The 20,275-nt window shown below is 57.4% G+C and carries 21 protein-coding genes; 5 read left to right on the top strand and 16 right to left on the bottom strand.

Annotated features, from left to right (window positions below; all coding sequences use genetic code 11):
• Nucleotides 1–361 precede the first annotated feature (361 nt).
• The 9 genes from dnaB to HMPREF2845_RS00095 all read right to left on the bottom strand — a co-directional run bounded on the left by dnaB (nt 362) and on the right by HMPREF2845_RS00095 (nt 8,612).
• On the bottom strand, nt 362–1,717 hold the full coding sequence (gene dnaB / locus HMPREF2845_RS00055; RefSeq protein WP_005504033.1) for a replicative DNA helicase: 1,356 nt from the start codon (nt 1,715–1,717) through the stop codon (nt 362–364).
• A gap of 105 nt (nt 1,718–1,822) precedes the next feature.
• Nucleotides 1,823–2,839: a glycosyltransferase gene (locus HMPREF2845_RS00060; protein WP_239662258.1), complete on the bottom strand. Its 1,017-nt coding sequence runs from the start codon at nt 2,837–2,839 to the stop codon at nt 1,823–1,825.
• Between the two features lie 336 nt (nt 2,840–3,175).
• On the bottom strand, nt 3,176–3,982 hold the full coding sequence (locus tag HMPREF2845_RS00065; protein WP_044150903.1) for a class I SAM-dependent methyltransferase: 807 nt from the start codon (nt 3,980–3,982) through the stop codon (nt 3,176–3,178).
• A gap of 643 nt (nt 3,983–4,625) precedes the next feature.
• Nucleotides 4,626–4,931 (bottom strand): hypothetical protein, encoded by a 306-nt coding sequence (locus tag HMPREF2845_RS00070; RefSeq protein ID WP_065423876.1) that lies wholly within the window; start codon nt 4,929–4,931, stop codon nt 4,626–4,628.
• A 240-nt stretch (nt 4,932–5,171) separates the two neighbouring features.
• Nucleotides 5,172–5,624 (bottom strand): 50S ribosomal protein L9, encoded by a 453-nt coding sequence (gene rplI / locus HMPREF2845_RS00075; protein ID WP_049341934.1) that lies wholly within the window; start codon nt 5,622–5,624, stop codon nt 5,172–5,174.
• A 20-nt stretch (nt 5,625–5,644) separates the two neighbouring features.
• Nucleotides 5,645–5,881, bottom strand: coding sequence for a 30S ribosomal protein S18 (gene rpsR, locus HMPREF2845_RS00080; protein ID WP_004005948.1), 237 nt, complete (start codon nt 5,879–5,881; stop codon nt 5,645–5,647).
• Between the two features lie 83 nt (nt 5,882–5,964).
• On the bottom strand, nt 5,965–6,597 hold the full coding sequence (locus HMPREF2845_RS00085) for a single-stranded DNA-binding protein (RefSeq protein WP_005504055.1): 633 nt from the start codon (nt 6,595–6,597) through the stop codon (nt 5,965–5,967).
• Between the two features lie 94 nt (nt 6,598–6,691).
• A complete protein-coding gene (gene rpsF, locus HMPREF2845_RS00090) occupies nt 6,692–6,997 on the bottom strand; it encodes a 30S ribosomal protein S6 (RefSeq protein ID WP_005504056.1) in 306 nt (101 codons plus the stop codon).
• Between the two features lie 190 nt (nt 6,998–7,187).
• Nucleotides 7,188–8,612, bottom strand: a complete 1,425-nt coding sequence (locus HMPREF2845_RS00095; RefSeq protein WP_049341935.1) for a CCA tRNA nucleotidyltransferase — start codon at nt 8,610–8,612, stop codon at nt 7,188–7,190.
• 126 nt (nt 8,613–8,738) lie between these two features.
• On the opposite strand from HMPREF2845_RS00095, the gene HMPREF2845_RS00100 reads away from it, so the two are divergent.
• From HMPREF2845_RS00100 to trxA, 5 genes are all read left to right on the top strand, one after another.
• Nucleotides 8,739–9,242: an NUDIX hydrolase gene (locus tag HMPREF2845_RS00100; RefSeq protein ID WP_005504058.1), complete on the top strand. Its 504-nt coding sequence runs from the start codon at nt 8,739–8,741 to the stop codon at nt 9,240–9,242.
• Nucleotides 9,243–9,308: 66 nt separating this feature from the next.
• Nucleotides 9,309–10,973: a murein biosynthesis integral membrane protein MurJ gene (gene murJ, locus HMPREF2845_RS00105; protein ID WP_049351867.1), complete on the top strand. Its 1,665-nt coding sequence runs from the start codon at nt 9,309–9,311 to the stop codon at nt 10,971–10,973.
• 196 nt (nt 10,974–11,169) lie between these two features.
• A complete protein-coding gene (locus HMPREF2845_RS00110; RefSeq protein WP_246824572.1) occupies nt 11,170–12,360 on the top strand; it encodes a serine/threonine protein kinase in 1,191 nt (396 codons plus the stop codon).
• Nucleotides 12,361–12,606: 246 nt separating this feature from the next.
• Entirely contained in the window at nt 12,607–13,641 is a 1,035-nt protein-coding gene (gene trxB / locus HMPREF2845_RS00115; RefSeq protein ID WP_070633527.1) for a thioredoxin-disulfide reductase, read from the top strand.
• A 53-nt stretch (nt 13,642–13,694) separates the two neighbouring features.
• Nucleotides 13,695–14,021 carry a thioredoxin gene (gene trxA, locus HMPREF2845_RS00120; RefSeq protein ID WP_005504074.1) on the top strand — a complete coding sequence of 109 codons (327 nt, stop codon included), beginning with the start codon at nt 13,695–13,697 and terminating at the stop codon, nt 14,019–14,021.
• 112 nt (nt 14,022–14,133) lie between these two features.
• Here trxA and HMPREF2845_RS00125 read toward each other — a convergent pair whose 3' ends face one another.
• The 7 genes from HMPREF2845_RS00125 to rnpA all read right to left on the bottom strand — a co-directional run bounded on the left by HMPREF2845_RS00125 (nt 14,134) and on the right by rnpA (nt 20,165).
• Complete coding sequence (locus HMPREF2845_RS00125) at nt 14,134–15,432, bottom strand: ParB/RepB/Spo0J family partition protein (RefSeq protein ID WP_070633529.1); 1,299 nt, start codon at nt 15,430–15,432, stop codon at nt 14,134–14,136.
• A 236-nt stretch (nt 15,433–15,668) separates the two neighbouring features.
• Complete coding sequence (locus tag HMPREF2845_RS00130) at nt 15,669–16,511, bottom strand: ParA family protein (RefSeq protein WP_070633531.1); 843 nt, start codon at nt 16,509–16,511, stop codon at nt 15,669–15,671.
• A 456-nt stretch (nt 16,512–16,967) separates the two neighbouring features.
• Nucleotides 16,968–17,609 carry a 16S rRNA (guanine(527)-N(7))-methyltransferase RsmG gene (gene rsmG / locus HMPREF2845_RS00135; RefSeq protein WP_005504080.1) on the bottom strand — a complete coding sequence of 214 codons (642 nt, stop codon included), beginning with the start codon at nt 17,607–17,609 and terminating at the stop codon, nt 16,968–16,970.
• Between the two features lies 1 nt (nt 17,610).
• Entirely contained in the window at nt 17,611–18,177 is a 567-nt protein-coding gene (locus HMPREF2845_RS00140; RefSeq protein ID WP_049362093.1) for a Jag family protein, read from the bottom strand.
• Between the two features lie 111 nt (nt 18,178–18,288).
• Nucleotides 18,289–19,278 carry a membrane protein insertase YidC gene (gene yidC, locus HMPREF2845_RS00145; protein ID WP_012904383.1) on the bottom strand — a complete coding sequence of 330 codons (990 nt, stop codon included), beginning with the start codon at nt 19,276–19,278 and terminating at the stop codon, nt 18,289–18,291.
• A gap of 51 nt (nt 19,279–19,329) precedes the next feature.
• Nucleotides 19,330–19,803: a membrane protein insertion efficiency factor YidD gene (gene yidD, locus HMPREF2845_RS00150; RefSeq protein ID WP_049341942.1), complete on the bottom strand. Its 474-nt coding sequence runs from the start codon at nt 19,801–19,803 to the stop codon at nt 19,330–19,332.
• Nucleotides 19,800–20,165: a ribonuclease P protein component gene (rnpA, locus tag HMPREF2845_RS00155; RefSeq protein ID WP_070633534.1), complete on the bottom strand. Its 366-nt coding sequence runs from the start codon at nt 20,163–20,165 to the stop codon at nt 19,800–19,802. Before rnpA ends, yidD begins: the two co-directional genes overlap by 4 nt.
• Between the last annotated feature and the right edge of the window lie 110 nt (nt 20,166–20,275).

A 20,275-nucleotide genomic window follows, 5' to 3' on the forward strand; every position in this document is an offset into this window, starting at 1 on the left:
GGGTGAAGTAGACCACAAGTGGGGCCTTGAAAGGGTCTCAAACACCCTCACAGACACCAAAGCGCCTAGTCAGAGTGTTTTATGGGTGCTAAAAAATCTTTAAAAAACTTCCAAAAAACCTTATAAACGCAGAAGAAACCACTCAAACCCTCACAGAATGCCCTCTAGAGCCCCTCTGCGGCCCCTTATTCCCATGCCCTGCGCTTGATTCCTAACCCTGCATGATTCCTGACCATGCGCCTGGGCGCCCATACCTATAGATACGAAAAAGCCCCTCCCCTTCCATCCGGCAAGGAACAGAAGAAGAGGGGTACAGCTACAGAGTGCTGAAAGCTTAGTACTGAGTTAGTTGAGTACGGGGTTAGTACTGGGGAGGCGCCTCATTCGCCATATTGTTGAAGCGCGAGTACTTACCGCTAAACGCCAACGGGATAGTACGAGTTGGACCACCACGGTGCTTCGCAATAATCATGTCCGCCTCACCCACGCGTTCACTATCCGGGTTATACATATCCTCACGATGCAGCAGAATCACCATATCCGCATCCTGCTCAATAGAACCCGACTCACGCAGATCCGAAACCATCGGACGCTTATCAGTACGCTGCTCCGAACCACGGTTCAGCTGAGACAGCGCAATCACCGGAACATCCAGCTCCTTAGCCAACAGCTTCAGGCTACGAGAGAACTCCGAAACCTCCTGCTGACGCGACTCAACCTTCTTACCCGAACTCATCAGCTGCAGGTAGTCCAGCACCACAAGCTTCAAATCATTACGCTGCTTGAGACGACGGCACTTCGCACGAATCTCCATCAGAGTCATATTCGGCGAATCATCAATAAAGAGAGGAGCAGAATCAATACGCCCCTGCAGAGTCGCCAGGTTCGTCCAGCCCTCAGTATCCAGGTCACCCTTCTTCAGACGACCCATCGAAATCTTGCCCTCCGCAGAGAGAATACGCATCGCCAACTCAGTACGACTCATCTCCAGCGAGAAAAACACAGTCGTCATCTGATGATGAATAGCCGCCGAACGAGCAATATCAAGAGCCAGAGTTGACTTACCCACACCCGGACGAGCTGCAATAACAATCATCTGGCCACCGTGCAGACCACCGGTTAGCTCATCAAACTCGATAAAGTCAGTCGGCACACCGTACACGCCATCGGGGCGGTTCGAGTTCGCATCAATCTCATTGATGGTCTCCTCCAACGCCTCAGAGAAAGACACATAATCTTCCTTCGCGTTACCATCAGTCACCGCATAAATCTCAGCCTGCGCCTGATCGACCAAAGTATCGACCTCAGTCTCATTGGCGTAACCCAGCTGAGCAATCTTCGTACCCGCCTCAATCAGGCGGCGCATAATCGCGTGTTCCTTAACAATCTCAGCGTAATATTGAGCGTTAGCAGCAGTCGGAACCGACGCAATCAGCGTATGAATATAGGACGCGCCACCCACACGAGTCAGCTCGCCGCGCTTCTTCAGCTCATCAGCAACCGTAATCGCATCCGCAGGGCTACCGTGACCGTAAAGAGAAAGAATCGCCTCATAAATCGTCTCGTGCGCCGGCTTATAGAAATCAGACGCACGCAGGCTCTCAACCACATCGGCAATAGCGTCCTTCGACAGCAGCATGCCACCGAGCACCGACTGCTCAGCCACATCATCATGAGGCATAGTGCGGGAACCATAATCAATGGCAGTTTCAGACATGCTTATCCTCGCGTTTCAATCCGGTATCTACGACGTTCCAGAAACAATTTCTGTAGAACTCCTATGCTAGTTTCTCACGAAGGCACACGCGAAACATATACACGCCTAATGGGCAGCGCGCAGATAATCCTCAATCTTCTCAACGGCGAGCGCCGCCCCATCCATGGTGCGCATTGCCTCACCCAGCTGCCGCGCCCTAGCGCGCATGCCCTCATCGCTGAGCAGACGGTCCAGAATATCGCGCATATTGCCGCGGCGCACATCATTCTTCGTGAAACGCAGGGCGTTACCGTAGCGCACGCACTCCTCAATATTCCAGCTTTGCTCCGCCTGCATCGCAATACCGGCAAAGGGCACACCCGCCAGGCACGCCGTCTGTACTGTCCCCTCACCGCCGTGGGTTATCGAGGCATCAATATGACCGGTGAGCAGATGCGCCGGAACAGTCCCGGCGAAATGGATATTGCTGCCCAGCAGGTGGGTATCCGAGAGCTGCACCCCGCCGCCAACCAGCACATCCACCGGAGCGGCTGACAACTGTTGCAGCACCTGCACCAAAATATCTGCGGAGCCGGATGAGCCCATTCCCACGTAAATCAGTGGCCGCTCCCTGCGCTCGCGAACAATCTGCGGCAGTTCACCGGGCGCACGGTAATAAATAGGCCCCACACCAACATCAGGCTCTACCAAAGAATCCCCGCGCAGCTGCGTAAACAGAGAACAGATAAGATTCACGTCGGCACTGAGCATATCAACAGTACGGCGAGGAAGCCTCAGCCCATGCTCACGTGCCACACGAGTAAAAGAAGCCGGCTTATACGACAACACCCGCGCCACCGCACGCAACCACCCCGGTGCCGCAAGCTCGCCACCTACAGGCTTCTTCGAAAAATACGTCGACGAGTAAGCATACGGGCGCGCATAGAAAATAGGGACGCCCGCAATACGCGCAGACAGCAGCATCGTCAGATTAGAACCAATCACCACAGCATCCGCGCTAAAGTCACGAATAGCCTCAAGCTCAGCGGCGACCCGCCGACGCACCATATCGGTCGTGAAAGGATGCCGCACTCCCCTGCCCTGATCCAACGCCATAATCTGCTCCGCCTCAGCATCGCTCATGATTGGCTCACGAAGATGCACAGGAAGCCCGGCGCTTTCCAGTAGCCCCAAATACTTAGGGGAATACACGTGGAACAAGACCGTATGACCTCGCTCCCGAGCCACACGCGCTATCTCAATACAGCGCGTGGTTTCACCCATATTGAAGCTTTCGGGAGAGAAAAGAATACGGCTCATAACAAACTCCGGCAGGCGCACACGTGACTGAGCCGATTCTGCGGCTCATACACCGCGGCTCATACACCTCAGTGTAAAACGGAGCCCCAGTATTCCCTCGGATAGAGGGGAATACTGGGGCTCCGTTTCGCTGTATAAGCTTTGCGGTGTGACTCTGTCTTACTTCTTACGCAGAATCAGACCGATAGCGCCAATGTGGTCCGCGTGGCGGCGGAACACACCGCGCATACCCAGCACACGCTCACGAATCTGCGGCTTACGCGCCAGGTTGAACGCAATCTTCGCAACGCCAGCGGGACCCTCATCAGCCAGCAGACGCTTCGGCTCCAACAGAGCCATATCGGTCTGGTACACATCCAGCACCTCGAAGCCAGCCTCTTCCGCCAGCGCAGTCCACTCGGCAACAGTCAGCGGGCGGGCGTTCACACGGATAGTGCGCGCCAAATCCTTCTGAATCTCTTCCTTCAGCTCGGGGCGCAGATAATCGGGAACCAGCGACATCTCGTGAATAGCGTAGTAGCCGCCCGGACGCAGCAGACGAGCCGCCTCACGCATAATCTCCAGCTTGTGCTTATCGGTCTGCATGGTCAGCATCGCCTCGCCCACCACGGCGTCGTAGCTTTCTGAGGGCAGACCGGTCTCCTGGGCGCTAGCGTTCACCACACGGTAGTTCGGCTTAGTCGATGCGCCAATACGCTCGGTTACGATTTCAGCAGCCTTGGGATCAAGATCCACACCGGTGTAGCTCTTGGGGGAACGCTTCACAATCTCCAGGGCGGTAATACCCAGGCCCGGCGCAAACTCCACGACGTCAATGTTGCCGCCCAGAGCACGAGCCAGCAGCCAGTTGGTGGTCTCGCGGCCGCCGGGGCGCAGAACCTTCTTGCCCAGCTGAGCCAGCAGCCAGTGACCTGCTGCCTTTTCGGCGGGGCGGTCGGTACCGGGAACGGAAGGGGTCTTAGACACGGAAGACAACTCCTCAATACTTGTATTTAATATGCAAAATTTATCTTTCCCAATTCTAGACCCGCCACCCCGAGAAAGGAAATATGACGTTATATAGAAGTATGGTTGCCCTTTATTACAGCATGCCGCAACACCACTACAGCCACCCTTGCTGCACACCCTAGAGATTAAACAGAAACTGGAGCTGGACCTCTCGATCCAACCCCAGTCTCATCACACACACATACATACGAAAATCAGAGCCACTTCCGCAAGGAAAGTCCAACTTTCTGATGGCCCTCTCGAACCATCTATATAAAGTATTACGCGTAAACCTTTATTCCCTGTAGGTTAAAGCTGTAAGAAAGCTGGGAATAGATTTTTCTTCAAAATCGGGGGTAGCGCCCCGGATTTCACGCGGAAACTACACGTCGCGTTAAAAGAAGAAAGGCAAGGCGCTTTTGCCTTGCCATCCTTCTTTCGCTAGCGGGCGACCCCGCTACACGAAACACACACATTCACATCGCAGTCCTCTCGAACCAACACTTATAGTAAACACCCCCAACCTTATGGGAGGATTGAATTTCGCTGGAAACAAGCTGGGAGAAAACCAACAGAACCCTGAGAGCTTTGATATTGTGCAGTTTGCGGACTCTAAACCGGGCTAATAAGCCGCCATATACAGACCCAGCAGCACCAACGGGTTAGCCACTACAGAAATAACCGCCAAGCAAATATTGGTCACGCGGTACTGACGGAACTTCACCAGACCCACCAGCGCGCACACCAGCGCAACACTGGATGCAAGGCCGCCAACTACCAGCAAAAGAAGCAGAAGAGCAGTAGCAACATTCGCGTCCGCAAATGGGATAACCGCTAGAGCGCACAGCAGCAAATTGACGCACTCCAACACCACACCCGTGGACAGAAGCTGCGCACTAGAAGATAAACGTGAAAAAGATCGAGCCATGTCTACCAGTCTACGGGGTCAATTGGTGTACTTCGCAGTCGCAACCGCTCTGACCACCAATCCTTCTGTAGCACAACACATATTCTCAGGCTCCAAAAATAATGTTTCACGTGAAACATGTACAGGAGCGGGCACAGCTATGGGTACAACAAACGGGGTGCCCCTCACGAAGAGGGACACCCCGTCCGACACTCAACGCCGCAGCATCAAAGCACCAGCGTCAAATATCTAAAAACCTACTTACGCAGCAGCAACGACGTCCAGGACAACGTTAGCAACAACGTCAGGGTGCAGGCGGACAGTCACCTTGTACTCACCGGTGCGCTTGATAGCGGAACCCAGGTGGATGGTGCGCTTGTCAACGGAGCCAATGCCAGCAGCCTCAATAGCCTCAGCAATAGCCTCAGCCTTGACGGTACCGAACAGGCGGCCGTCAGCGCCAGCCTTGTGTGCAACGACAACCGGCTTAGCAGCCAGGGCCGCAGCAATTGCCTGAGCCTCTTCCAGAGAAGCCTTAGCACGAGCCGCACGAGCGGCACGGATGGACTCAACCTGCTTCTCGCCACCCTGGGTCCAGGTCACGGCGAAGCCGCGGGGCAGCAGGTAGTTACGTGCGTAACCGTCCTTAACGGTGACAACATCGCCAGCTGCACCGAGGCCGGAAACTTCCTGAGTCAGAATGATCTTAGCCATGTTACTGTCTCTCCTTCTCTTTAGCGGCCAGCGCCGGAGTAGGGCAGCAGTGCAACTTCGCGGGCGTTCTTAATAGCCTGAGCGATCTTGCGCTGCTCCTGAACGGTCACGCCAGTCACGCGGCGAGCGCGGATCTTGCCGCGGTCGGAGATGAACTTGCGCAGAAGTGCGACGTCCTTGTAGTCGATAACGGTGACGTCAGCAGCCTTGAGGGGGTTCTGCTTGGGTTTGGGCTTACGGATTTCAGCCTTAGCCATCGTGGTGCTCCTTAGAGTTGGGAGCCCGCGGCGGATAACCGCGGGATGGATTGATAAATTACTATTCGGAAAACGAAACCGGCTTAGAACGGAGGTTCGTCGTCGGCGCCGCTACCCCAGTCATAGTTACCACCAGACTGAGAACTCCACGGATCAGCAGCAGGAGCTGCGGGGGCCGCCGGAGCAGCCGGAGCGGAGTAGCCAGACTGGCCAGAGTAACCATTACCCTGAGCAGCAGCAAAATTGTTCTGCTGAGGAGCGGAGAAACCGCCCTGAGCAGCAGCGTTGTACCCAGCGCCACCGCCAAAGCCACCCTGCGCACCGCCACCGAAGTTATTACCTCCGGCAGAACGCTGTGCGCGAGTCACCTGAGCAGTAGCAAAACGCAGAGTCGGGCCGATCTCCTCGACCTCAAGCTCAAACGAAGTACGACGCTCGCCTTCCTTGGTCTCGTACGAGCGAGACTTCAGACGGCCCTGCGCGATAACCTGAGTACCCTTCTTCAGAGTCTCTGCAACATTCTCAGCGTAACCACGCCACACCGACGCACGCAGGAACAGGGTCTCCCCATCCTCCCACTGGTTCGTCTGGCGGTTAAAAGTACGCGGAGTCGATGCGATCGTGAAATTAGCAACCGCCGCACCCGCAGGGGTGTAACGAAGCTCCGGATCGCCAGTCAGATTACCAATAACGGTAATAACGGTATCGCCTGCCATTTGATGCCTCCTCGATAAGAGTTACAAGTATGTTGAATCCAGTACAGCGCAACCCCCTGACATTTTTAGGGGGTCAGCCGACCGGAAAGACCAACTACTTGCTGGAGATCTTCTGATCCTCCGGGCGGATGATCTTGGTACGCATGACGGACTCGTTCAGGTTCAGAACACGATCGAGCTCAGCTGCGGTCTCGGGGGTAGAGGTGAAGTTCACCACTGCGTAGATACCCTCAGACTTCTTCTGGATCTCGTATGCCAGGCGACGACGGCCCCAGATGTCGACGTTGTCGACGGAACCACCCTCGTTGGTCACGATCTCGAGGAACTTGGACAGCGACGGCTCAACCGCACGGTCCTCAACCTCGGGGCTGAGGATAACCATCAGTTCATATGCACGCATGATTAAACCCCTCCTTTGGGCTAAACGGCTATGGGATTTCCATAGCAGGAGATTCATTGTGCCCTACACGTGAAACACACCGGGCGGGGAACACGCATAGATTTCTTAACAATACACGAGAAAAAGCAGATAGAACAGTACCGCACCGCGTGACCTCAACCATGCAATGCGGTACCAAAAACCGCAGAAGCTACGCCTCCCGACGCTGCTCCCACCACTGCAGAAGACGAGCCTTCGCCTCCTCCTCAGGAAGCGAACCCTCATCCAGACGCAGATTCAACAAGAACTTATAGGCCTCACCCACCACAGGGCCCGGCGCAATACCAAGAATCTGCATAATCTGGCCACCGTCCAGGTCGGGGCGGATCGCATCCAGCTCCTCCTGAGCAGCCAACTCAGCAATACGACGCTCCAAATCGTCATACGCCTCAGCCAGCGAGCGCGACAGGCGACGATTACGAGTCGTCACATCAGAACGCGACACACGATGCAGACGCTCCAACTGATCGCCCGCATCACGCACATAGCGGCGCACCGCTGAATCAGTCCAACCCGACTCGCGGTAACCATAGAACCGCATATGCAGCTCCACCAGACGAGCCACAGCCTTAATCGTGTCATTATCAAAACGCAGCGCACGCATACGCTTCTTCACCATCTTCGCGCCCACCACCTCGTGGTGCAGGAACGAGACGGAGCCGTCCTTCTCAAACTTACGAGTCTTCGGCTTACCAATATCGTGCATCAACGCCGCAAAACGCAGAATAAAATCAGGAGCCGGGCACGGGCCATCCTCGTCCGTCTCCTTCTCCATCGCCTGCTCCATCACCTTCAACGAATGCGCATACACATCCTTATGGTGATGCGCAGGATCCATCTCCATACGCAACGCAGGAAGCTCCGGCAACACATAATCCGCCAGACCCGTATCCACCAGCAGGTTCAAACCCACCCGCGGATAATCCGCCTCAATCAGCTTCACCAGCTCATCACGCACACGCTCAGCCGAAATAATCTCAATACGGCCAGCCATCTCACGCATCGCCTCGAAAACCTCCGGGGCAACCTCAAGATTAAAACGCGCAGCAAAACGAGCCGCACGCATCATACGCAGCGGATCCTCAGAAAAAGACTCCTCCGGCGAGCGCGGAGTACGCAAAACACCCGCACGCAAATCCTCAACGCCACCAAACAAGTCAACAACCTCACCACTGGGCAAAGCCGCCGCCATCGCATTAATCGTGAAATCACGACGCACCAAATCAGCGCTCAAATCCGTGCCGAATTCAACCGTCGGCTTACGCGAATCCGAAACATACACCTCAGCACGGTACGTGGTCACCTCATACACCACGCCGTTCTTACGCGCACTAATCGTGCCGTACTCCTTACCGATATCCCACGTATGCTCACCCCACCCACGCAGAATCTGCTCACTCTGCTCCGGAGTAGCATCCGTCGTCAAATCAAAATCGGTGAAATGGCCGCCATCATCCAGCAGATTGTCGCGGACAATACCGCCCACCAAGTACAGCTCAAAACCCGCCGCACGGTACAGTTCTCCCAGCTCGGCGGCATCCGGGTACTTCGACACAACATCAATAAACAGCGACATAATCCTTTAATCGTGCCAGAAAAACCACCCACGCGCCCACCCCACACCCACAACACCCCACCAAAGACAGCTATCTCACCCCAAACCGAGACACACAAACCCTCACATATCGGTTAAGGTAGAACCATGAGCATTCCCGTACCCCGCGCCCCCAAAACGCGCTTCACCGCGCCCGCGCGAGCGGTACCCGCCCCCGAAGAAGTCTCCGCAGGCGGGCTCATCATCGACTTTGACCGACCCGAACAGCTACCCGTAGCCATCATCGCCCGCATCAACCGCAACGGACAACGCGAATGGTGCCTACCCAAAGGCCACATCGAACACGGCGAAACCACCGTCGAAGCCGCACAACGCGAAATCAGCGAAGAAACCGGAATCACTGGCTACCCCGTAGCCTCCCTCGGCACTATCGCCTACTGGTTCACCTCCAACGGCACGCGCATCCACAAAACCGTGCACCACTACCTCTTCGCAGCAACCGGCGGCGAACTGAGCATCGACAACGACCCCGACCACGAAGCAATCGACGTCGCATGGGTCCCCCTCGAAGAGCTCCCCACCCGCCTCTCATTCGCCAACGAACAACACATCGCCCGCAGTGCGCGCGAATACATCACCACCCAGCTCTAAACACCCGTTAAATAGAGCCCCAAAAACTAAAAGAAGCAATCACCCGCCGAAACAGGAGAGACATACGTGGCACGTAACGACGCCCGCTCAAGCGCAATCATGGCAGCAGGCACCCTCGTCTCGCGCATCCTCGGATTCGTCAAGACCATCCTGCTCACCGTAGCCATCGGCTCACTCTCAACCGTCGGCGACGTCTTCGAAACCGCCAACACCCTACCCAACCTCATCTACGTCCTCGTAGCAGGCGGCGTGTTCAACGCAGTCCTCGTACCGCAAATCATCAAGGCGGCCAAAGCACAAGACGGCGGCGCACGATACATCTCCAAACTCGTCACCCTCACCGTCACCGCAATCGGCCTCATCACCCTCATCACCGTCGCCTGCGCCTGGCCCATCATCAGCATCATGGGCTCAGGATGGAGCCCCGAACAACGGCAGCTCGGCTTCATCTTCGCCCTCTGGTGCCTACCCCAAATCTTCTTCTACGGCCTCTACACCGTCATCGGACAGGTCCTCAACGCCAAAGACGCATTCGGCGCCTACATGTGGTCGCCCGTACTCAACAACGTCATCACCATCCTGTCGCTGATCCTGTTCATCTTCCTCTTCGGCGCACAAACCCCCAACCCCAACCCGATTCACACCGTAGACAACTGGACCAACGCACAAACCCTCGTGCTCGCAGGCTCCTCCACCTTCGGCGTCATCATGCAGGCACTCGTCCTGTTCATCCCCCTACGCAAGCTCGGCCTGCGCCTCAAGCCCGACTTCGCATGGCGAGGCATCGGCCTGCGCGCAGCCTCCAAGCTCGCCGCCTGGACCCTCGCCTCTGGCATCATCTCCAACCTCGCATTCCTCTATATGACCAAGGTCGCCGCAGGCATCGTCGGTCAGCGCGAACACTACGCCTCCCTCGGCATCCAAATCCCCGGCCTGCAGGCACTCAACTACGCCTCCATGCTGTACATGCTCCCGCACGGCGTCATCGGCATCTCCATCGCCACCGTGCTCTTCAACCGCATGAGCGCCTCCGCCATCGCCGACGACAGCGACAGCGTCATCTACGCACTCTCCCACGGCCTACGCAACGCAGCAGTAGCCACCGTCTTCTGCATGGTCGCACTCATGGTACTCGCAGGCCCCGTCGCCGTGCTCTTCAGCGGCGGCGACCCCATCGCAGCAACCATCATCGCCAAGCTCATCGTCATCACCGCGCTCGGCACCCCCACCCTCACCATCAACTACCTCTACAGCCGCGTGCTCTACGCCCGCGAAGACGCACGCACCCCCTTCCGCATCCAGGTGTACTCCGCCATCATCATGGTCATCATGAGCTTCGCAGCGTCCCTGCTCGACGCACAGTACACCGTGTACATGCTCGCCTTCATCTACCCGGTGCACAACATCCTGATCATGTTCATCAGCCACCACATGGTCCGCCGCCGCCTCGGCTACTACGGCCAGCGCGGCATCGTCAGCGCCTACGCACGCACCACCCTCGCATCCCTCTTCGCCGGCGGCATCGCAGCCATTGCACTCTGGCTGCTCGGCGGCTACCAGCTCGACGGATTCGCCTGGGCGTCCAAGCTCACCGCAATCATCACCCTCGCCGTATGCGGCACCGTCATGGGCCTGGCATACCTCGCCGGTATACAAATCTTCCGCGTCAAGGAAGCCAACGCACTACTGGCGCCCCTCACCGCCAAACTTGAGCGTTTTGCCCGCCGCTAAAGCAGCACACAACGCCCAACCCGGGTAGCTGCCCGTGCACCCACCTCACCCCACGCCGGGGCCCGCAGAGGACACAGGCAACCACCCGGACGCCACAAACTATCACTCAGCCCCAGCATCCTTCAATGCCGGGTAGAATCTAATAGTCAGGGCCCGCCACACGGCAGGCACTATGAAACCACCTCGGGAGAACACGTTGTCGCAACAGATTCCGGTCGGATCGGTCCTCGGAGGCCGCTACGAGATCACCGCACACATCATCATTACGGCAGAATCCGACATGGTGCTTGAAGGCACCGACCAGATTCTCAACCGTAAGGTCTCGGTCGTCGTCGCATCGCCCAGCCGCAGCGCACTGCTGGAAGCAAACTCCCGCGCGCTCGCAACCAACGCACGCGGCAACATCCAGATTCTCGACCTGGGCATCACCCCCGAAGGTAGCCGCTACCTCGTCACCTCCCACACCCGCCCCGACACCCTGCTGGACACCCTGCTGGTCGAAAACCACGCACTCTCCAACGCAGAAGACGCGCTGGGCACCGAAATCTTCGGCGACTCCGAAAGCGGCAGCTCCCCCAACACCTACGAGAAGGTCTCTGCTTCCAGCGCCAACCAGGAGAGCATCACCGCTGCCAAGAACTGGAACGCATCCGACGGCGCAGCCGTCACCGCGTACTCCGAACCCACCAGCATCTACGAGGATGACGAAGACGAAGAAGACGGCAGCCGCGGCACCTGGGCCGTCGCCCTGGCAGCAGTCCTGCTGCTCGTCATCGTCGCAGGCGGTATCCTCACCTCCCTGGGCGCAATCGGCTCCAACCAGGCAGCCGCACCGCACACCCCCAAGTCCTCTATGTCCGCCTCCGAATCGGCTGCGGCAAACGCCAGCGCATCGGCATCCCCGACCGCTAAGGCATCGAACGCACCGGCGAAGATCGCGTCCGTGGCTCGCTTCGTGCCCTCGAACCCCACGTTCATGAACGACATGGACACCCTCATCCCGAACCTGACCGACGGTAACGCCAACACCGCATGGATCAGCTACGGCTTCGGCACCGCCAACTACGCCGGCACCATCAAGGAATTCGGCCTGGCACTGAAGTTGCAGACCCCCACCGTCGTCTCCAAGCTGACCATCCAGCAGAACACCGGCACCGGCGGCTCCTTCACCGTCTACACCAACAGCTCTGCATCCCTGGACGGTGCGGTTGAGGTCGGCAAGGGCACCTTCGAAGGCAAGGATGCAGTCGTCACCCTGGACACCTCCAAGCAGAGCGCGGAAAAGGGTGCCTACGTGATCATCGTGGTCAACGAGCTGCCCCGCCTCTCCCTGCCGATTGGAACGTGGAATTACGGTCTGCGCATCAACGAAATCAAGGTGGACTAATCAACCCATAACGCGACGCCGACAGTGCGCTCACGCCCCAGACACAAGGGCGGGGCTTCTGAACTCAACAGTTCGGAAGCCCCGCCCTTTTTGATGTCTATTTATGACTCTTTATGGCAGGGTGGCTACTCAAAGATTCACAGTGCGCGGAGTATCTGGATAAGGGTCCCCCAAAAATGGAATAATCGAGGATAAAGCCCTGTTATAGGGGCAGAACGAAAGACCTACAACGGAAAGATATATCTGATGACTGAGAATCTGGGAGGCCTCTTCGGAGGCTCCGCCCTGGGCAATCTGAACCTCGCTTCCGCACCCGCCACCAAGGCGGCACCGGCAGCCGAGGTCGAGGCCGACGCAACCGTCCACAACGTCATTATTGTGGGCTCCGGCCCCGCTGGCTACACCGCAGCAATCTACGCGGCACGCGCCGAGTTGAAGCCTGTCCTCTTCGCCAGCTCCCTGGCACCCGGCGGCGCCCTCATGAACACCACCGAGGTCGAGAACTTCCCCGGATTCATTCAGGGCATCCAGGGCCCCGAGCTGATGGAGAACATCGGTCAGCAGGCTGAGCGTTTCGGCACTGACATCCGCTACCAGGACGTAGAAAAGGTCGAACTCACCGGCGACGTGAAGAAGGTCTACACCGCTGACGGCGCCGTTCACCTGGCGAAGACCGTCATCATGACCACCGGTTCTCAGGTCCGTAAGCTCAACATCGAGGGCGAAGACCGACTCTCCGGTTACGGCGTCTCCTGGTGCGCAACCTGCGATGGCTTCTTCTTCAAGGACAAGGAAATCGCAGTGGTCGGCGGTGGCGACTCCGCGCTGGAGGAGGCACTGTTCCTGACGACCTTCGCATCCAAGGTGTACCTGGTGCACCGCCGCGATTCTTTCCGCGCTTCGGAAATCATGCAGACCCGCGTGTTCAACAACCCGAAGATTGAGGTTGTCTGGGACTCGGCTGTCACCGCCGTTCACGGCGAGAGCAACCTCGAGTCGATCACCCTGACCAACACCAAGGACGGTTCTGAGCGCCAGCTGGCTGTTCAGGGCCTGTTCATCGCTATTGGCTCCGATCCTCGCGTGGAACTGGTACGTGACCAGCTGGAGATTACCGAGCACCACACCATCGCGGTTCAGGGTCGTTCCTCGAAGACTTCCGTTCCCGGCGTTTTCGCTGCCGGTGACGTGATTGACCCGACCTACCGCCAGGCAATTATTGCTGCCGGTTCCGGTGCTGTTGCCGCTCTGGACGCGCAGCACTACCTCGAAAACCTCTAAACTATTCGTATTACTCACTGGGGAATCCACCCCGTGTCAGAAAGGAGCACTCCGTGAGCAGTGCACAGCAGGCAACTGATGCCACTTTTGACGAATTGGTTCTGAAGAACGACAAGCCCGTTATCGTGGACTTCTGGGCTGAATGGTGCGGCCCCTGCCGCATGGTTGGCCCCGTGATTGACGAGATCGCTGGCGAGTACGCCGGTCAGGTCGACGTGGTCAAGGTGGATGTTGAGGCGAATGGCGATACCGCCATGAAGTACGGCATTACCTCTATTCCCGCCATCTACCTTTTCAAGGGTGGCGAGGTCGTCAAGAAGACCGTAGGTGCTAAGACGAAGCCCGCTCTGCTGGCTGAGTTCTCCGAGCACCTGGGCTAATCTTTCGAGAAGCTAAAGAAAAACCCTCGGTGATGTTTCACGTGAAACATCACCGAGGGTTTTTTGTATATACAACTGATTTCAGTTGCTAAATATTGTTTTACGCGAAAATTTAGCCCGAGAAATCAGAATCCAAAACACGGATGATACGGTTCAGATCCTCAACATTCGCAAATTCGATGGTCATCTTACCCTTGCGAGCACCCAGCGAAATCTTCACCGAAGTATCGAGCTTGTCAGCAAAAGCCTCCGCAATATAGTCCAGGCGCTCACGGTGCTTCTGAGGCTGAGGAGCCTTGCGCTCCTTCACCTCAGCAGCGCCGGATGCGTGGTTCACCAGCTCCTCAGTTGCGCGAACCGACAGCCCCTCATTCACAATCTTCTGTGCGAGAGTCTCAATCTGAGCCTGGTCTGTCAGAGCCAGCAGGGCACGAGCGTGACCAGCGGAGAGAATACCCGCCGCAACGCGACGCTGCACCAGAGCCGGCAGCTTCAGCAGACGAATCGTGTTCGAAATCTGGGGGCGAGAACGACCAATACGCTTAGCCAACTGCTCCTGAGTAGTGTCGAACTCTTCCATGAGCTGCTGGTATGCCGCTGCCTCTTCAATGGGGTTCAGCTGACTGCGGTGCAGGTTCTCCAGCAGGGCGTCACGGAGCAGGTCGCCGTCTTCAGTCTCACGAACAATCGCCGGGATGGTGCTCAGGCCAGCCGCCTGAGTTGCGCGCCAGCGGCGCTCACCCATGACCAGCTCATACTTTTCGGTACCGTTTTCGCGCGAGGGACGCACGACAATCGGCTGCAGAACACCAATCTCGCGTACCGAGTGGATGAGCTCTTCCATGTCCTGCTCATCAAAGTCGGTTCGGGGCTGCTTGCGGTTCGGATGGATATCGTGAACGTTCAGCTCAGCAAACTGGGCACCGGGAACCGGAACCAAACCACCCTGCTCTTCGGAAGCGGACTGCGGGGTGGAGACATCTTCACCAAAGAAGAAGTCCACCGGGCGGCGAGTCAGGGTGGTGTTGCGCAGTGCCGCACCCATGTCCACGCGAGACTTCTTCTTCGATGTTTCACGTGAAACATCCTGCGAGGAGACGGGAGCTTCGACCTTATCCTCGACCTTCTCAGCAGGAGCAGACTTTTCCTGAGCGGGGGTAGCTTCAGCAGGCTTAGCCTCTACAGACTCAGCTTTAGTGCTCTTACGCTGCTTCTCCGGCTTAGCCTCGTGAGCCATTTCGAAGAGGCCGTCAGTCATCGGCTCTTCAATCGGAGTGGACACCTTCTTGGGTGCAGTCTTTGCTGCAGCAGTCTTTTCGGATGCCTTCGTCTCAGCATTACCAGAATTCTTCGTACTCTGAGGGATCAGTGCCCCCAGGCCACGACCCAAGCCGCGTCGCTTTTCAGCCATCGTTACTCCTTAGGACTCCCGGACGAGCCCGCTCATTTTTTCTTCTTCATCTAGTGTAAACGAAATAAGTACTCGAAAGCAGGAGTAAAAAATGCACGGCACATAATCAACATTATTCCCAATAATTAATTTACTATGGCTGTTTTCTCGGGTTTCATCCAGAAAATACCGCACACAATGAGCCCTTTTGAATCATCAACAGACAATCCAAAAGGGCTCATTTCAAAAGATTTAGATTATGCGGATCGGCGCGAGAGCTCCTGTGCCGCCTCGCGGTAAGCGCGAGCGCCAGTCGACGAAGAATCGTAGGTGATGACGGTCTGCTGATAGCTGGGAGCCTCAGAGATGCGAACCGAACGAGGAATCTTCACACCCAGGGTTTCCTCCGGGAAGTGTTCACGCACCTCCTCTGCCACCTGGAATGCCAGGTTGGTACGAGCATCGTACATGGTCAGCAGGATTGTACTGATGCGCAGCTTGGAGTTCAGGTGCTTCTGAATCATCTGAATATTCTTCAGCAGCTGGCTCAGACCTTCCAGAGCGTAGTACTCGCACTGGATCGGAATCAGAATCTCTTCTGCCGCAACGAAGGCATTGACGGTCAGCAGGCCGAGGCTCGGCGGGCAGTCGATGAAGACATAGTCCAGGCGCTCCATGCCCTGCTTCTCACGCCACTCGGTGTAGTCCACCAGGGCGTTCTTGAGGCGAGTCTCGCGTGCCACCAGGGAGACTAGTTCAATCTCCGCACCCGCGAGGTCGATATTGGCGGGGGCGCAGAACAGGCCGGGCATGTCGGGGCATTCCTGAACAATTTCAGAAAGCGGCTTATCCTCAATCAGGACGTTGTAGACACTGGGAACATCCACGCCGTGCTCAATGCCCAGTGCGGTCGAGGCGTTACCCTGCGGGTCGTTGTCGATCACCAGGACATTCAGCCCAGCCTCCGCGAGCGCGGCTGCGAGGTTCACGGCGGTGCTGGTTTTACCCACGCCACCCTTCTGGTTCGACACGGTGAAGACACGCGTATGCACAGGCTTGGGGAGCAAATCTGCAACAGATTTCTGAGCTTGAGGAGTCATCGGGTGCCTTCCATATTCCGGGTGGTGTGTCTACGGTGATGCTTCGTCTGATGCCTCGCGCACGGCAATACTCTGCGGTATTCGTGCGCGAGGAGGATTCGACCTCCACTTCCCCACCATTCACTCATCTCAGTATGTTTCACGTGAAACATACTCCGCGAGGTGATGAAGTCTGCAATGTTTCACGTGAAACATTGGTGCTGCCCGAATGGTTCTGAAGGGCTCGGTACCCCTTACTGAACCATCAGGCTTTGATGTAGAAGAGTCTAAGGTTTCAATCCTTCCTTAAGGGTACCCGGCATCAGGTCAATACTCCACGCGAGAGGTCATTCTATGTACTCTGCGGATGCAATTGCCGCGCGCCGCCCGGCAAGCCAGTGCACAAAAATGGGCGGTACCGCGTAAGCCAGCCTATTCACTGGCTCATTGCGGTACCGCCCATTCAGGGTGAAACCTTTAGAGGCGAACTCGAACCACCGTCGTCGGCTCTTCAAGCAGGTCGCCGCCGGCGGTGAGAATCTCAGTCTCGCGTGCACCGTAACGGTTCAGCTTCTTCTTCGCCTTAGTAATCTCCTCCGCGGCGCTACGACCCTTCAGAGCCAGCAGCTCACCGGTGCCGCGCAGAATCGGCAGAGTAATGTCCAGCAGGCCCACCAGAGCGGACACAGCACGCGCAGTCACCACATCAGCCTCAACAGCACCCACAGCCTGCTCAGCACGCGAACGAAGCACGGTCACGTTCTCCAGGCCCAGATCCTCGACAACCTCATTCAGCCAGATGACACGGCGTTCCAGAGGCTCAATCAGAGTCAGCTTCAAATCCGGGCGAGCAATCGCCAAGCATAGACCGGGCAGGCCAGCACCAGAGCCAACATCAGCCACCGAAGCATTCGGAGCAATATACTCCTGCACCACAGCACAGTTCAGCACGTGGCGAGCCCACAGGCGCGGCACCTCACGCGGACCAATCAGGCCACGCTCAATGCCGGTCGTCGCCAGGTGCTGCACGTAGCGCTCCGCCAGGGGCAGACGCTCACCGAACACAGCCTCCGCGGCGGCGCGCTCACTCTCGCTGAGAGTAACCATCGAAGTCTCCATACTAGGCTCCTACCTCGGGAAGAGAAATCACCACGTGACGGCGGGGACCCTCACCCTCAGATTCGCTGTACAAGCCAGCAGCAGCCACCACATCGTGCACGACCTTACGCTCGTACGGGCTCAGCGGCTTCATGTGCTCATCGCGACCGGTAGTGCGCACCTTCTCAATCGCGTCAGCAGCGATCTTCTCCAGCTGCTCACGACGCTCAGCACGGTAGCCGGCAACATCCAGAATCAGGCGGGAACGGGTACCATTACCAGCCAGGACGGAGAGGCGCACCAGCTCCTGCAGAGCCTCCAGAACCTCACCGTGGCGGCCAACCAGGTGGCGCAGTTCCTCATTGTCGTCATCGTCATTAACGACCGACAGGTAGATGCGGTTATTGCGCACCTCAATATCAATGTCGCCGTCCATATCGACAATATCGAGGAGTTCTTCGAGGTAGTCAGCGGCGATATCGCCTTCCTCGTCGATGTCCTCAAAATCGTCTTCTTCGCCCTCAAAGGGCTCCTCTACCAGCTGCTCCTCAACGAGCTGCTCGTCCTCATATTCCATAGCTTCAGTCACAATAATCCTCGGGGTGTTCGGAGGGGTGTCCTAGGGGTAAAAAGTATCTCATACACGGCGCCGGGCCCGCGCCACACGTGGCGAGAACCCGGCCCGAATCACGGAAGAAAACTACTTCTTTCCGTTCTGCTTATTGCGCTGCTGCTTCTGGCGCTTCTTACTCACCGGCTGCTGGCGCTGACCGGCTGCGGCACGCTCACGCGCCTCCTGCAGGTCCTTCTCGTGCTGCTCGCGGGTCTTACCCACCGGGGGCAGGCCCTTCGCCGCACGGCGGGCGTTCAGCTCACGCTCGGCCTGGGAACCGGGGGTCGGGTTGTTGCGGATAACCCACCACTGCTGACCCAGCGACCAGAGGTTCGAGACGGTCCAGTAGTACAGCACACCAAGGGGGAAGTTGATACCGGAAACAGCGAAGATGATCGGGAAGATGTACATAATCATCTGCTGCTGACGGAACATCGGGGAGTTCAGAGCAGCCTCCGACATGTTCTTCACGCTCAGCTGCTTCTGGATGTAGAACTGGGTGGCGCTCATCAGAACAATCATGATGACCGCCTGAACAACGGTCGCGGTGGCGTCGCCAGCCCCCGGGTGCATCATGGTCGCGAAGAGCTGAGCACCGAAAATCTGGGAGTCGTTGAACTGATGCACTAGCTCAGCCGGCAGCATGAGCACGCCCTGGTTATTCTGCGCTGCGGTGGGCACGCTCATCAGCACCTGGTACAGACCGAAGAAGATCGGCATCTGCGCCAGAATCGGCAGGCAGGAGGCGAAGGGGTTCGTACCGTGCTTACGGTACATTTCCATCTGCTCCTGAGCCATAGCCTGGCGGGAGAGCTGGTCCTTCTTACCCTTGTACTTCTCCTGCAGCTTCGCCATATCGCCCTGCATCGCGGTCATACCGCGCATAGCCTTAATCTGCTTGACGAACAGCGGAATGGTCAGGGTACGCATCACCAGGGTCAGGAAGATAATGCACAGAACCCAAGTCAGACCGGAAGCCGGGTCCATGCCCAGCGAGGTGAAAAGAGTGTGGAACAGCCACAGGACCACGGAGACGATCCATTTAAACGGCCAAAGAATCAAATCAAAAATATTCACGCGGGAATACTCCTTAAGGACTCGGCTAAGTCATTGTGTGGGAGGCGCCGCCTACTCAGGGCGGGCGTCACCACCAGTGTGAGGGGTGTAAAGATGGGGGTGGTTGAGCAGAATAATTTTCGGTTCTGCTCCGGGAACGAAAGTACGCTTCCCCTCCGGAACTGGGTCGATACCTCCGGTCGCCCAGGGAACACACCGCAGAATACGGCGCACCGTCAGGGAAAGCCCGCCCATCGCACCGTGGGTGGTCAGCGCCTCCAGAGCGTAGGCTGAGCAGGTCGGGTAGTAGCGGCACACATCCCCGTAGAGGGGGGAGACGACCTTGCGGTAGGCCTTCATGCACGCGATCAGCAGGTTCTGCGGTAGAACGTAGAGAGCCTGCAGGAAAGTTTCAGGCCTCACGAATTCGTTAGGTGCTAGTGCCAGCAGCTCGTCGGGGCCCAGAGTCTCAGCAGATGCGCTATAGGTACCGCTGTGATGCGCGTGGAAGCGTTCTTCACAGCGGTCACGCTGGGAACGGCTCACGGCTTCTCCTTGCTCTGAGGCAGGTCGAGCTTAGCGAACGCGGTCTCGAGTGCCGATTCGTAGTCGCGGCGCAGCTGATCCCAGCTGGCGCTCGCGGAGGCGGGAAGCGCTCGCACAGCAATGGCGTAGCCTTCCGGATGCGCGGCGCAGGTGAGCGCGGCAAGTTCACGCAACCGGCGCTTAACCAGGTTGCGTGTGACTGCGTTGCCCACCGCCTTCGACACAATGAAACCTACCTGGGTTGTTTTTCCAGGATTTTTCGCCGTAGATACAACGATGTTCCGACATCCTGTACGGATGCCGGAACGGAAGGCGTGGGAGAATTCTGCGCTGGTGCGCATACGGTGCCGTTGAGGCAGCACGTGTTCCCCTTTACGTAGTGTGGGAGATTCGGCTCATGTGGTGAGCTGACCTCCGCGTGTATTTCACGCTTAATGATAGTTCGCCCGCCGATGCGTGTGCATCGGCGGGG

Origin of the sequence: Rothia sp. HMSC065B04 (genome assembly GCF_001812285.1) — a bacterium.
GTDB lineage: Bacteria > Actinomycetota > Actinomycetes > Actinomycetales > Micrococcaceae > Rothia > Rothia mucilaginosa.